At 43.7% G+C, this 14,637-nt stretch carries 12 protein-coding genes; 6 read left to right on the plus strand and 6 right to left on the minus strand.

Annotated features, from left to right (window positions below; all coding sequences use genetic code 11):
• The first annotated feature begins 234 nt into the window (after window positions 1–234).
• On the plus strand, window positions 235–492 hold the full coding sequence (locus B7P33_RS09995) for a hypothetical protein (protein WP_097441826.1): 258 nt from the start codon (window positions 235–237) through the stop codon (window positions 490–492).
• A gap of 81 nt (window positions 493–573) precedes the next feature.
• On the plus strand, window positions 574–768 hold the full coding sequence (locus tag B7P33_RS10000; protein WP_097441827.1) for a cold-shock protein: 195 nt from the start codon (window positions 574–576) through the stop codon (window positions 766–768).
• A 447-nt stretch (window positions 769–1,215) separates the two neighbouring features.
• Here B7P33_RS10000 and B7P33_RS10010 read toward each other — a convergent pair whose 3' ends face one another.
• Window positions 1,216–1,662, minus strand: a complete 447-nt coding sequence (locus tag B7P33_RS10010) for a nucleoside deaminase (protein ID WP_097442302.1) — start codon at window positions 1,660–1,662, stop codon at window positions 1,216–1,218.
• Window positions 1,663–1,872: 210 nt separating this feature from the next.
• On the opposite strand from B7P33_RS10010, the gene dxs reads away from it, so the two are divergent.
• Window positions 1,873–3,648, plus strand: a complete 1,776-nt coding sequence (gene dxs, locus B7P33_RS10015) for a 1-deoxy-D-xylulose-5-phosphate synthase (protein ID WP_097441829.1) — start codon at window positions 1,873–1,875, stop codon at window positions 3,646–3,648.
• Complete coding sequence (locus B7P33_RS10020) at window positions 3,645–4,736, plus strand: DUF3078 domain-containing protein (RefSeq protein ID WP_097441830.1); 1,092 nt, start codon at window positions 3,645–3,647, stop codon at window positions 4,734–4,736. The genes dxs and B7P33_RS10020 overlap by 4 nt, the downstream gene beginning before the upstream one ends.
• A gap of 273 nt (window positions 4,737–5,009) precedes the next feature.
• On the opposite strand, the gene B7P33_RS10025 is transcribed toward B7P33_RS10020, so the two are convergent.
• The 5 genes from B7P33_RS10025 to B7P33_RS10045 form a co-directional block, all read right to left on the minus strand.
• Window positions 5,010–6,107: a hypothetical protein gene (locus B7P33_RS10025; RefSeq protein WP_097441831.1), complete on the minus strand. Its 1,098-nt coding sequence runs from the start codon at window positions 6,105–6,107 to the stop codon at window positions 5,010–5,012.
• A gap of 2 nt (window positions 6,108–6,109) precedes the next feature.
• Window positions 6,110–8,338 (minus strand): sensor histidine kinase, encoded by a 2,229-nt coding sequence (locus tag B7P33_RS10030; RefSeq protein WP_097441832.1) that lies wholly within the window; start codon window positions 8,336–8,338, stop codon window positions 6,110–6,112.
• A complete protein-coding gene (locus B7P33_RS10035; protein WP_097441833.1) occupies window positions 8,335–9,567 on the minus strand; it encodes a DNA cytosine methyltransferase in 1,233 nt (410 codons plus the stop codon). Before B7P33_RS10035 ends, B7P33_RS10030 begins: the two co-directional genes overlap by 4 nt.
• Before the next feature lie 2 nt (window positions 9,568–9,569).
• Window positions 9,570–9,785 (minus strand): helix-turn-helix domain-containing protein, encoded by a 216-nt coding sequence (locus B7P33_RS10040; protein ID WP_097441834.1) that lies wholly within the window; start codon window positions 9,783–9,785, stop codon window positions 9,570–9,572.
• A 1,108-nt stretch (window positions 9,786–10,893) separates the two neighbouring features.
• Window positions 10,894–12,660: a helix-turn-helix domain-containing protein gene (locus B7P33_RS10045; RefSeq protein WP_216359377.1), complete on the minus strand. Its 1,767-nt coding sequence runs from the start codon at window positions 12,658–12,660 to the stop codon at window positions 10,894–10,896.
• A 272-nt stretch (window positions 12,661–12,932) separates the two neighbouring features.
• Here B7P33_RS10045 and B7P33_RS10050 point away from each other — a divergent pair, with 272 nt between their 5' ends.
• Window positions 12,933–13,550 carry a hypothetical protein gene (locus B7P33_RS10050; RefSeq protein WP_097441835.1) on the plus strand — a complete coding sequence of 206 codons (618 nt, stop codon included), beginning with the start codon at window positions 12,933–12,935 and terminating at the stop codon, window positions 13,548–13,550.
• A complete protein-coding gene (locus B7P33_RS10055) occupies window positions 13,547–14,635 on the plus strand; it encodes a serine hydrolase domain-containing protein (protein ID WP_097441836.1) in 1,089 nt (362 codons plus the stop codon). Before B7P33_RS10050 ends, B7P33_RS10055 begins: the two co-directional genes overlap by 4 nt.
• Window positions 14,636–14,637 lie beyond the last annotated feature (2 nt).

A 14,637-nucleotide genomic window follows, 5' to 3' on the forward strand; every position in this document is an offset into this window, starting at 1 on the left:
GTACGAAGTGGGAAGTACGAAGTGGGAAGTACGAAGTGGGAAGTACGAAGTGGGAAGTACGTAGGACGAAAAATGTACGTTGTACGTCCCTGATATAGGTAGCCCTTCAAACCAAGAACCAGCATAATGATAGCCCTTCGCAGGGTCGGGACGATAACGCGGATTAAAGCACGAAGTAATAGTATAATGGAAAACCTTTCAAACTAAAAACCTTTCAAACCAAAGAGATTTGACATGAAACGCAGACACCTTACCATATTCGTAGTACTGGCCTCCTTTGCGGCCATAGGCTATGGTTTCTATATTTTTGAAGACGAGCCCAAAAAAGGAAATACCTGTATCGGGGCGGGTACGGCGGGCCTCTTTCTCTTGGGTATGCCCCTTTTCTTGGCCGATGTCAGTCGGGGCAAAAAGGCCAAAGATTATATGCTTACCGACGAGAATATTAGAAAAATGCAAGGAAAAGAACCTAAAAACACTGAAAATCAATAATTTTCATAAAATTAACCTAGTGTTAGCCTAGGATTAAAATTTAAAAAGCTAACTTGCCGCTTATTAATTATTTTTTTTAGAATGACAGGTACAGTTAAATTTTTCAATGACACCAAAGGTTTTGGTTTCATTACCAACGACGAAACGGGAAGTGATATTTTCGTACACGTTAGCGCTTTGAACGGTACTACTTTGAACCAAGGGGACAAAGTAGAATACGTTGAGGAAGAAGGAAGAAAAGGAATGGTTGCCGCCCAAATTCAGGTGATCGGATAATATACTTTTTTTAGATTTCGGAACCCCTTTTCGGCAACGTTAAGGGGTTTTTTTATGCCGGCCCCCGAAGCCCCCTTCCCGATAGTTATCGGGACCCCAAAGGGGGAATTTATTCATGATGTTTTGGGGGTTACCCCTCCTATCGTCAGGGTCGGGCTTTACGCGGCAAATCCGCGCCACTTCGTACCTCAGGGCTGTGGGTTTTCTGCTGCAATCCCTAACCCGTTATGGGTTATGATCTAACTTCGTACTTGGAAAGGTTTGAAGGGTTTATGGTTTATAGTTCATTGTTATTCGGTTGAGCTCCCTATTCCAACAATGAACACTGAACAACGAACAATTTTATGTTGACACGAATTCTTCCCACTTCGTACTTCCAAAATCGTACTTACTGCCCCATTTTCAAATTGGCACATCTTCAAATTAGCAAATTGCTTCATTAAAAACTCACTTTTTCCGCCTTTGGGCAAAGAACGTCCGCATAAGGTCGGCGCATTCGGCTTCCATTATGCCGCTTACCACTTCGGTCTTGGGGTGTAATTGGGCGCCCATGGCCTTGTAGCCCCGATCTGTGTCCGAGGCCCCAAAGACTACCCGGGGTATCTGTGACCAATACAGGGCACCGGCGCACATTTGGCAGGGTTCCAAGGTAACGTACAGGGTGCAATCGGTAAGGTATTTGCCCCCCAAAAAGTGGGCCGCCGCCGTAATGGCCTGCATCTCGGCATGAGCGGTAACATCGGTCAGTTGCTCGGTAAGGTTGTGGGCTCGTGCAATAATCCGGTTCTGTACCACTACCACCGCACCCACCGGTACCTCGCCCTTTTCAAAGGCCAATTGGGCCTCTTGGTAGGCCTTTCGCATAAAATGGGCGTCGTCGAATTGTAAATCCATCATAATCTCTAAAACCTTAGGCCATCCCAAAGCACAATAAAAAATCAAATTTCGAAGTCTAATATCCCGCTAAAAATGCGGGATTAATTTATCATACTGTTTTGAATGCCTAGCTCCGCTACTTTTCAAAACCGTGATTCATTAACAAAGGTAAGCTATTGCCAAGTCTCCAATCGATAATACCCTGTATTTGCCGTACTTTTGCAGCGCATGCCGCTATTAGACCACATACAGTTTCCTGCCGACCTCAGAAAGCTAGACTTGGCCGAACTTCCGCAATTGGCCCAGGAGCTCCGTCGTTTTATTATCGATGTGGTGGCCACCAAAGAAGGACATCTCGGGGCCAGTCTGGGCGTGGTAGAACTCACCATTGCCTTGCACTATACCTTTAATACCCCCGAAGATCTGCTGATCTGGGATGTGGGCCATCAGGCGTACGGACATAAAATCCTTACCGGGCGTAAGGCGCAGTTCCATACCAATAGACAGTTCGAAGGACTTAGCGGCTTTCCCAAACGTAGCGAAAGCCCCTATGATGTGTTCGGTACCGGCCATAGCTCTACCTCTATTTCGGCCCTGATGGGCATGGCCCTGGCAGCCAAGATATCGGGCAAGACCGATCGTAAGCATATAGCGGTTATCGGCGATGCCTCCATCGCTTCGGGTATGGCCTTCGAAGGACTTAACCATGCCGGGGATACCGATGTGGATATGCTGGTGGTGCTGAACGATAATGCCATTGGTATTGACCCCAGTGTAGGGGCCCTAAAACATTACCTCACCCAGGTAAAACAGGGCAACCCCAGCCAGGACAATATTTTCGAGGCCCTGAACTTTACCTATTCCGGGCCCATAGATGGGCATGATCTGCCCGCCTTGATCGCGGAAATGGAACGCCTAAAAAAAGTACCCGGACCCAAATTCCTGCATGTGGTTACCACCAAGGGGAAAGGGCTACAACAGGCCGAGGAAAACCAGGTGACCTACCATGCCCCGGGTAAATTTGACCGGGAAACCGGCGAACTCCTGCCCAAAAACACCGCCGATCTGCCGCCCAAATTCCAAGATGTATTCGGACACGCCATCGTAGAACTGGCCCAACGCAACCCCAAAATCGTGGGCATTACCCCGGCCATGCCTACGGGTAGCTCTTTAAAATATATGATGGCCGCCCTACCCGAGCGCGCCTTTGATGTGGGGATAGCCGAACAACATGCCGTAACCATGGCTGCCGGAATAGCCGCCGAGGGTCTGGTGCCCTTCTGCAATATCTACTCCACCTTTTTACAACGGGCCTACGACCAAGTAATACACGACGTGGCCTTACAAAAACTACCCGTGGTCTTTTGCCTTGACCGGGCCGGAATCGTAGGTAAAGACGGACCCACACATCATGGGGCCTTTGACTTGGCCTATCTACGCTGTGTACCCAACTTGATCGTTTGTGCCCCTAAAGACGGGCCCGAACTGCGAAACCTGCTCTATACCGCCCAACTGGGTCTTGATCGTCCTATGGCCATTCGATACCCTAGGGGGCGCGACCTAGCACGCCATGGCGATACCCCTTTTTCTGAAATTAACATCGGAAAAGGCGAAACCATACAAAAGGGTACGGAAATTGCAGTGCTTAGCATCGGTCCGATCGGGGCAAAGCTGTATGAACAGCAGACCCATTTGGAACAGCCCCAAAAAGTAGGTCACTATAATATGCGTTTCGTAAAACCTTTGGATACCCAACTCTTGCACCGCATTTTTACCCAATACCGCGAAGTGGTTACGGTAGAAGACGGTTGCCTGGCCGGTGGCTTTGGCTCGGCCGTGCTCGAATGGGCCCAGGAACAGGGGTATGCCCTACCTATAAAACGCTTCGGTATACCGGACCGTTTTGTGACCCATGGCCCCACGGCCACCCTGAACGAGACCCTCGGATTAGATACCAAAACCATCATTACATACATAAACCAAAAAACCAGACCACCACTATGAAAATGAAGGCACTCCTCCTCGGGCTTGCCCTTGTATGGGCCTTTCAGGGCCTGCAGGCCCAAGAGACCGAACCCGAGGTAGATACCACTACGGTAGACACCATCGTGATCCGCCGGCTGCAGGAAACCGTAACCAGTCTGCCCCGGGGCGTACGCCATACCGTACCCAAAATCTCGTTCAACAAGACCCAGACCATGAACGAACCACCGCATCGTTTTAAGGTACCCTCGTTCTGGACCAAAAAGAACAACCTGAACGTACAGATCAGTGAGGTCGCTTTCGTAAACTGGAACGCGGGGGGTAACAACTCCATTACCGCCATCGGGAAACTCTTGTTCGAACGTAATTATAAATTCCGCTACGTTACCTGGTACAACACCCTAGATCTGCGCTATGGTAGCAACGCCCAAGAGGGACGCGAACTGCGCAAGACCGACGACCAGATCCGGCTAAGCTCTACCTTTGGTTACCGTACCGATACCATTAGCCCTTGGTACTATTCGGTAAAGCTGAACTTTAACACCCAGTTCGCCAACGGTTATAAATACCCCAATACCGACGACCCCATCTCGCGCTTTATGGCCCCGGGTTACCTCTTTCTCGGTGCGGGTGCCTCGTATATACCCGATGGGGGCAAATTTAACCTCTATATCTCGCCCTTGACCCTTAAAACCACCTTTGTACTCGACCAGACCTTGGCCGATAAGGGGGCCTTTGGGGTAGACAAGGCGATACGCGACGAAGACGGCAATATAATTACCCCCGGTGCCAACAACCGAACGGAGGTCGGTTTTCTGATCACCAACAAATGGGAGACCGAGGTGGCCAAAAACATTCATATGACCCATGCCCTGGGCCTCTATACCGATTACCTCAACAGCTTTGGCAATATTGATGTAGACTGGGAGCTAAGGTTCAAACTCAAAGTAAACAAACATGTCTCGGCCAGTATAGGCACCCATATTATTTACGACGACGATGTAAAGTTCGATATCGTAAAGGATGGCGATGGCAATGTGACCGATCCCGGCGGTGCCCGGGTCCAGTTTAAACAGATCCTGGGCGTAGGGCTGAATTATGATTTTTGATGTTTTCGGAATTCCGGGTTCAGAGTACTGAATGCTGATGGGTTTGGTAGGCAGCCGGCACTACCTCAAGTACCGATTGCTATCTGTACACGCGGGAGCGGTTTTGATAGGACAAGCAGCTGATAACCACTTACTCAACTGTTTGACATTGTCGTTTAATTTATATAATTCAATGAAATAAGCTGGCTTTCCTTTGATAATGTCATTCAGCGTTGGCGTGAAAGCTCTTTGCAACCGCAGGAGCGGGATTGCAATGTGCTTGAAACAGATAAGCTATTCTTTTATCAACGATTCGATTATTTCATCTGAGTCAAAATCTGGCGAACCTTGTCTAGCATAGTAACTTGAATATCTCTCTATTAAGTCCTTTAAAAATGGCATAGAAATAGTGGCAAATCTGTCAATATCAGAATTTTTTATTCCGGTTTGCAGTTTATCTAACGGTATTGAGAGTTTATGTTGAAAATCAATAATTCCAGCGTTAATACCTTTATGCTGAGGAATAAAATGATAATATGAACTCTTGTTTCCAATTAGTTTTTCTAATTTCCCCTTTTTTGTACTACTCAAACCCTCAATAGTTTGTATTTCTTCAATCCCACTAACTTCTTCTGAAATATCTTTTATTCGCAATAAAAACACTTTAGAAACTTTCTTTTGGGCAAAATCACAGGCTGGCGTAAGAACAACAAATCTGTTCCCATCCAAAGTAATCAAATCTCCAGTCGAAAGACTTTCCTTTACAGGTCTTGTTATATAAAACTCGCTAGGATGTACCTTGCTCTCATCTAAATACTCCAACATATGTAAAATGGTGTAACGTAGAAGTGAGTCTTCTTTCTCAGCTGAAGTTCGTTTGTTATCTAGTGCCCAATTGTCTATAGAAGTTGAAATGTGATTCCAGAAAATGTTTTGGATTAATTCTTCAATCTTTCCGTTTCGATTTAAAAGGTTAAGAATTCCTGTTGCTTTTATAGTCTTGAATTTATCAAGAGTAGCCATAACATCTACTTCATCTCTCTCAAAAACGTTAAAAACTGAACTTGGCACGTTTAATTCAGCTGAGATGTGATGTGGGGTTCCAGTGATGACAAAGGTTGGAAAACGTAAATTTTCTTTGATTTCTTTGACAACCTCGTTTCCAGAAGTATCAGTTCCTCCCGAACCCATTAAGTCTAAATCTACTATTGCCCCATCAAAAATATTGTCAGGGTTTTTTAGTGCTGCAATCGCCTCATCTTTGCTTTGTATCCAAACATCAGTTATTTGATGTTCCTTATTTTCTTTATTGAATAAATCAATATTTCTATTGTACACATCGTTGTAGATGGCCTTGTCATCTTCTACTATTAATATTCTTAACTCTTCCATAATTATTTGCTGATTTCTATTTGGAAGTTCACTCCGTTATCACTTTTTCTAGCAGAAAGTTCTCCATTAAGTCTATCTGATGCTTCACCAGCGATGGCTAAACCAAGACCAGTCCCATCAATTTTTTTAGAATAACCAGGCTCAAAAATGGCTCCAGATTCAATTTCCAAATCTGTTAAGCCTGGACCTGTGTCTTTATAGTCAATAATAACAGAGTCCTTATTTTGAATAACTTCTATTTCTATTTTCTTTTCATCTGTCTTGGATATACCCAGCCAATAAATACTGTTCTCAATTAGGTTTGTTAAGGCGATATACAAATCTTCTGACCAACCAAAAATTTCTACTTTTTCATCTCCAACGATTTCAAATTCAATATTTGCTTCTTCAATACTTGATTTGAAAACATCTAAACTCTCGTTAATGACACGAATAACTGAGAAGTCAGACTTTTTCTCCCTTTTCTGTTTGGCGAGAGGCGATATTCGCTTAAATAGAGTCGAAATGAACTTGCTATTAATCTTAAAGCCATTTATACTTTTTACTAGTTGTTCATAGTCCTCTTCAGTTGGTTTCGCTCGATAGAATTTTAAGTAACGTTCCATCACCTTAGTTTCTGAATTGAAGAACTGCAATGGTTTCCTGCCTTCGTGTAGAATAAAGTTGACAATTTTACCTAGAGTTGCTTGGCCTTGATAAATCGCTATTGTTTTTTCAATTTCCTCTTTGAGTTCAGCTTTCTTAGCCTCTTCTTTGGTTAATATATTGTCAATCTCATCAATTGCTTTTTTATCAATTTTAAACTCTGAAAGCTTTTTGCCTATAGATGACTTGACTTCTGCTAAGCTAAACAGGGAATTTATCGTGTCTTGTACTTTCGTTGGTTTCCCTCTGCTTTTTTCACTTTTTATTCTGTACGCTAGTCGCCTAGTTTCGAGTTCAAATAAGGCTTTTTGTGCCAGTTCCTTTAATCCAAAGTAGTACTCATTCTCTTTCAATCCATCTCTGGCACTTTTCTCTTCTAATCCAGATTTTTCCTCTGATTGAATCGTAACAAACCCTACTATCTGGTTATTGCTAATCTTTAAAGTGAAATTTTGTATTCTGTCCTTATCCAAATCGAGCCAATCAACACCACCATTACCATAAGGACGAATTCTAAAGTTGTTTTTGTAAACATTTACGCCATAAACTTCATTCAGAAGTCTTCTTGCTTCATTCTTACCCATATATTTTTTAGATACTGGGTTTATTAGTCCTTTATTAATCAAGTTGTCAATAGCATCAGGTTCACGGTCGAATACCCTAAAATCAACTTTGATTAGACCGCAATATTTATTGTTGCCAGAAAGCTCAAACTTTTGCGAGATTTTTTCTTTTTGAACAGCTTCTGGATTGATGTTATTCTCGAATTCTAAACTGGCTGTTCCATCATTTGAAATAGTTCCAAAAATTCGATAATCATAATATTTAATGATTGGATAAGTATCTATAGTGATTTTTTCATCAATCTCTTGGAATGGTGAATTCTCAAATGATAAGTTTATTTTAAACTCATCTTCGGTCGACTCTTCAAATGGTGATATGAGTTTTCTTAATTCATTAATCAACTGTTCTAGAGAGTCTTTATTCCAATAAGATAGTTTGGAATCAGTTTTTTCTATTACTTCTTCATCACCATTTTCATCAATAACTACTTCTTCATATATTTCATCTTTAGCAATAATTAAAATGTCTGTTCCTGAGGGCTCTTGAGTTTCCTTCTTCTCAATGAGAAGCTCTATGTTCTCTAGAAATTCATCTGTTTTAAAAATTCTCCAGTCAATAACCGCCTCAGATTTTTCACCATTTTCATCAACAGTAGAAAGTGTCATTTCTTGGCCTAAAATGGAAGCAGCAAAACGTCCAATACCTTTTCTCCCTTGCAAGGTTCTTGAACCTTTTTTACTTACTTTTCTCTTAAGCTTATCATCGGTCGCTGGAACTAGCCATTTGTTAATTACTGTGTCGAAATCCATTCCATGACCATCATCTTTGATAGAAATTATTAAAGCCTGTTCATTACCAATTTCGGTATATTTAAAAACGATGTCGACTTTCGTGGCGTCTGCATCGTATGAGTTTTTGACTAGTTCAACCAATGCAGCATAAGAGTCTCCAATTAAATCACTACCGATTGTATGTATCAATCTGGCTGCTGGTCTAATCTTGTATGTTAAATCATCGCTCATTGAAGCTGTTTTTTAATTTGACAAGCAATTTCTTTTGCCATCAATGGTGGAACGGCATTACCAATTTGTCTAAACGCAGCAGTTCTACCGCCTTCGAAATAATAATCATCTGGGAATGATTGAATTCTTGCAGCCTCACGTACTGAAATAGACCTAACTTGTTTAGTGTCAGGGTAGATATAATGATGTCCATCTTTAGCTATGTGAGCGACCATTGTATGAGAAAGTCCATTTATATCAACAACCTTAAATCTATCCACAAACGCTTTTTCGTTTTTGTGTGTTTTAAGTGCAGATGGCAAATCAGGATATTTGAGTCTTTCTGACTCATTTAGCCATTTGTTTATTGCGATTTGATAAATCTTTAAATCACGAACATTATGAGGTCTTGCAATATGCTGTGTTACAAAATCGACACCATTTCTTAGCTCAAACTTTTCAAGATATTCGGTACTAGGACTAATGTATTTAGTAACATTATTTTGGTCTCCAGGATTCAACGCCTTCAAATCAGAAAGAATCTGGCTTACTGTATATACTTCCTTAACTCTTTCAAATTCTGGATATTCAAAATCAACCCCTTTTTTCCATCCTATTAGTATTATTCTCCTTCTTTTCTGTAATACACCAAAATGCTCTGATTTTTGAATGGTATAATCTAGTTCATATCCAATACGCTTAAAATAGGCTCGCATATTCTTAAAATAGCTTCCTTTTTCGGCTGTGATTAGACCCATTACATTTTCAAAAACAAACACCTTTGGTTCGTATCTCTTTAGAAATTTTGCATATTCTTTGTAAAGAAAATTCCGAGGGTCATTCTTCATTCGATTTTTATCTCTTGACCTTCCAACTAGCGAATACGCTTGGCAAGGTGGTCCGCCAACTATTAAGTCAATTGATTTGTCGGCTGCTAGACTATCTATTTGTTCAAAAATGGCTTTGTTATTCTTCCCTCCAATGGAAGTGTTAATTACAGAATTGGATATTTCTGCTTCGCCACATTTCTCAATAAAAATTTTTCTTGAAATTTTTCCCGAAATGTAATCGTAGTAATCCTCTAGGTTATTTTCAGAGTTTAATTTGTGGTAGACTAATCTCGTTTCTAGAGTATCACAAGCCTTTTCATCTATTTCAACGTGTGCAACAGGATTGTAGCCAGCTTTTATGAAGCCTTCGGATAAGCCTCCTGCTCCTGAGAATAAATCTATGAAATTCAATTTTCTCATAGTTATACGTTAAGCTCTAAATGTCCATACAATTTCTCTAGAATCTCATTTGGGTCAGCACCTATTGCTTTAGAAATCAGATATAGTTCTTCAGCTTTTAAATTGGTTTTTTCTTTGGTGCTCAGTTGGCTTAGTCGGGATTTCCGTATTCCAGTTTTCCGAGAAACTTCTGCTTTGTTAATTGATTTATCCGTTAAATACTTACCAAGATGAGTCATTCTTCGTATGTTACAATTGTTTTTCAAATGTAAACAAAAGTTCCGAATAAAGAAACAAATGTTTTGAAATGAGTTATTTCATACTCGGTGTTTCGGGCGGTGGTGGGGAAGTGAAAGCTCTTTTGGTTTTTTAGCGTTGGGTTTAGCTTCGGCAAAAACCAAATGTGCTTGAACGTGCGGTTGGGGCTTTTTTCAGCTTGCATACAACGTTTAATAATGATTCACAGCTTGCTGATATCCCTACAATACCTTTAGTTTATCAATTGGTCAATCGGTTTTGGTTTTACCTCCTAAAACTACCCCTTCCGTATAAACATCACAATACCCATTACTAGGTATTTTTTGGGCGTTTTGGGGCTGTAATTGGGCCATTTGTAAGGGATTTCGACTTTTCTAGTTCTGAGTTAAGAGTTATGGGTTATGATGATTCAACTATTAAAAACAGTTTTACTGGTTAGCCCTCACCCCCCGAAATGCTTCGGGACAGGCCGACCCTCTCCCTGAGGGAGAAGGAGTCTATGATTTCGTTCATTATTGGCACTTAAAATCCTGATTCAACAAATCCTCAATTCGTACTTACCGTATTCATTTTCAAATTATCACATTGACAAATTGCTACATTGCTACATTGCTACATTGATTAAACAACTACACGATTTAACGATTCAACAAATTTCCACTTCGTACTTCCAACTTCCCCAGATATTTCAAAAATAGCGGACGCCCTTGAGGTTACCTTACGGAAAAGCGTAAGAACGCATTCTGAATCCTGAATTCTGAACTCAGAAGTCTCGGGGTCGAGATGATAACTTTAAAAAACCAGTTATGAGTTAAGAGTTATGGGTTATGTTCCACTTCGTATTTTGTACCTCCAACTTTGTGCTTACTTCACTCATTTTCAAATCTTCAAATTGACGAATTGATTATACAGTAATCCGTTACACAGAGTTTCACGGAGAATACACGGAGTTTCACAGAGGTTGTATTTTACCGGTTCAACAAACTAGTTATGGGTTATGTTCAACTTCGTATTTCGTACCTCCAATTTCGCACATAACATTCTCATTTTCAAATCTTCAAATTACCTCATTGACAAATTGCTACATTATCAGCGTTGCTGGGCCAACCAAGCTTTGGGGGGTTGCCCTTCGGCTTTTTTAAAGTAGGTGTTGAATACGGTCTTGGAGTTAAATCCGCATTCGTAGGCGAGTCCGAGTAGGGTGAGTTTTTGGTTGGTGGGCTCCAACGCTTTTTGCTTGAACAGGGCCAACCTTAGGCCGTTGATATAGCCGTTAAAGTTCTGTTGGTAATGGGCATTGAGCAACCAAGAGAGTTTGTTGGGGGTAAGCCCTAGGCGTTGGGCCAGGGCACGTAGGTTTAGGTCGGGGTTGGTATACAGGGTTTCGGCCTGCATCAGGGCATCCAATTGTTGGCTGTAGGCTTGAATCTCGCTGGCCTCCAACAGGGCCTTGGGCGTATCTTTGGTCGGGGCCGGGTTTCCGGCTTCCGGGAATTTCATTTGCTGGATCAGGGCCTGAAAGCGGTCGTGTCCACGTAGGTTGTCCCAAACGAAGAAATAGCGCAAACTGATCATCATAATGCTGTGCTGGGCCAGACCTTGTTCTAAAAAGGGCAGGGCCTTTTCGGGCATATCGAGTAGGGCGTATAGCTGGGCGGGGTCGCAGGGATCGTGGAAACTTATCTCTTCCATCTCTTGCAATACGGCTTCTTTTTCGCCCATAAGGATCTTTACCGTAAGCTGGTCCATTTTCGCCAAAAGCTGTCCTTGGGTTACCTCTAGGGCTTGGTCCAACAGGGGCAGGGCCTCTTCAAATCGGCCTAGGTAGCCCAGTACCAAGCCTTTCCAGCGTAGGGCCTCGCCAAAACGGGGCTCTAAGGCCAGGGCATGGTCAAAGGCCTGCAAAGCCTGCTCGAACTGCCGGTCAAAATAATAACAGGCGCCCAGTTGCCAATGGCTAAAGGCGTGTAGGGGATCGGTAAGTAATAGGTTTTGGGCCAGACCAATGGCATGGGCCTTTTCGTTCTTAACGAAAATATGGTAGTAAGACACAAATTCATTGGCCGCCGGCAGACCCAGGTCCAGGGCCTTTTGATAGGCGGTTTCGGTGCCCGCCCAATCCCAGGCGAACAGTTTCATATAGGCATCGATCTTATAGGCCCGGGCATTTTCGGGATCGGCCGCCATGGCCTGGGCAATATGGGTGCCGATCTGGGTATAGGCTTCGTTCAGGTCCATTTCGCCAAAACCCATATAGTGTATATAAGCCTCGGCCAAACAGGCATGGGCTTCGGCATAGTGCGGATCTATGGCAACGGCCTCGTTAAAACTGCCAATGGCTTGTTTAATGTCCTCAAAATCCTTGCGTTTTAGATAAAAAAGCCCTTTTAGGTAGTGGTCGTAGGCTGCCGTGGCCGGTACGGTATGGGGTTTTAGGTTGCCCTCTACCTCCAAATGCCCAAAATTCTCGCGGATCTGCTCAGCGATCAGCAGACTAATCTCGTCTTGTATGGCAAAGATATCGTGCAGTTGGCGGTCGTAGTTTTTGGACCAAAAATGGCTGCCATCGGCCGCATTGATAAACTGGGCGGTAACCCGTACCCGATCGCCCTGCTTGCGTACACTACCCTCCAAAACGGTACTGACCCCCAACTGCTGGGCAATGCTCCGTATGTCTATATGCTTCCCCTTAAAGGCAAAGGCCGAGGTACGGGCAATGACCCGCAGGCCCGGAATGGTGGTAAGCGCATTGATGATCTCTTCGGTAATGCCGTCGGAGAAATAAGTGTTGTCGGCATCGCCACTCATATTCATGAAGGGCAAAACCACGATCGATGTGTTGTTGGGCGCTTGCATTTGGTAGCCCTAAAAGTAGGAAACCCGATTTCCATATCAAAAAGTCCCGAAAGGTATTTCCGAACCTTTTTCAGGGATTCCCGAACGCTGGGGCCATTTGCCTGAACCATATTTGTAGCATCAATCAACCGGGGAGACCCAAAAAACGAAAAACATGAAACAGTTTGTATTGCTTTTAGCCCTTATGTGTACCCTAGCGGGACTATGGGCCCAAAGTGAAGCCCCACAAGCCCTAGGTTTTCAAACCCGTATTGGTTTTAATCGCTAATAAGATGAAGGCAACCGAACGCATTCGCCTAGGGGCTTGGGGCTGTTTTACGGCTTATGTGGTGGGTATTACCCTCTACCTTTTCGCCTTTGGGGAAGCCCAACCGCTAGACCTAGATATGATCCTGACCCAAAGGCCGCTTTACGAAAGCTGGATCACGATTATTTATATCGGTTTTGGTCTGGCCTTAGTGCTGCTTAACCACGGACTCAAACAAGGGGTGTCCGAGGACCAAGTTTTTTACCCGCTGGGGAATATCTGGGCCACTATGGTCTTGGCCAGTGGTTTCATTCTTTTGGTAGGGCTCGATAAAACGGCCCAAATGACCGATCCCGAACAGGCCCAACAGCATTGGGTAAGCCTATCGCTCATACAAGACGCCTTGGGCGGGGGCATTGAACTACTGGCCGGTCTATACACCCTGCTGGTATCGCGAAGTTTGTATAAAATTGGCGTATTTTCCCGTTGGAAAACCGCCTGGGGTTATGTCGTAGGCGCTTTGGGCATATTGAGCCTGTTTTCGCCTCTACGTACCAGTGTACTGGCTTTTGGTTTGGGCCAACTCCTTTGGTTTTTGTTACTAGGCCTACCCAAATTCAACCTTAAAATTTCCAATCCATGAAACATAAATTCCTTTTCGCACTAAGCTGCCTTTGCAGCATCGTTTGCTATGGCCAATCGCCTTTAGATAGTTTGTTGCGCGACCAGTTAAAACCGGAAGCCGAGCAACCGGTACACAGCATTTCGGTCTATTTTGAAAACGCAGGGAAAGTTACCCAAGCCGCCGTGGGGGTCGATCCGCATAGCGGTCCTGTTCAAAACGATTATGCCTTTCGGATCGCCTCGGCTACCAAACCCTTTGTGGCTACGATCATTATGCAATTGCAGGAGGAGGGCAAACTCAAACTAAACGATTGGTTGCAGACGCATTTGACCTTCGATTCGCTACAGCTTTGGCAAGGTAAGGACCATACGTCCCAATTGCGATTGATACAGCTGCTGCAACATCGTTCGGGTCTGGCCGATGTGTTGGGCGACCAACGGGAGGCCTTTACCCAACAACTCTTTGCCGACCCGCAACGGCAATACGATCCCCAAAGCATTTTGGAAACTTTTTATGCCCTTGACCTGCCCCAAAAAGCCCATTTTGCGCCGGGCGAGGGTTGGTTTTATTCCGATATGAACTATGTGTTACTAGGTATGCTGATCGAAAAACTGGAAGGGGTACCCTTGGCGGCGTCTATTCGCAAACGGATTCTAGACCCTTTGGGTATGCAGCATACCTATTTTGAATTTTACGAAACCCCGGCCAACCCCAAACCTATGGTTACCCCTTTTGTGGGCCCTTATGATTTTAGCCAGATCAATACCTCTTTTGATTGGGCCGGGGGCGGACTGGTGTCTACCCATCAAGATTTGGCGCTGTTTATCAAAGGTCTATTTCAAGGTCGATTGATCTCGGAAAAAAGTCTGGGCCAAATGTGCGACACCCAAGCTACGGGGAATACTGAAAGTCCATATGGATTGGGCCTTTACAAGGTGTCCTACCACGGGCAAGAATACTTTGGGCATTATGGTTTTTACGGTACCTTTATTGGGTATAGTCCCGCTAACCAGGGTCTAATTTCCTATAATGTGGCCCAAAGCGGTCCGCATTTTAATACCTATAACTTGATCAATCAACTTTTAGAACACCTAAACGATTAACC

The organism is Sediminicola luteus, from assembly GCF_002514735.1.
Lineage (GTDB): Bacteria > Bacteroidota > Bacteroidia > Flavobacteriales > Flavobacteriaceae > HQA918.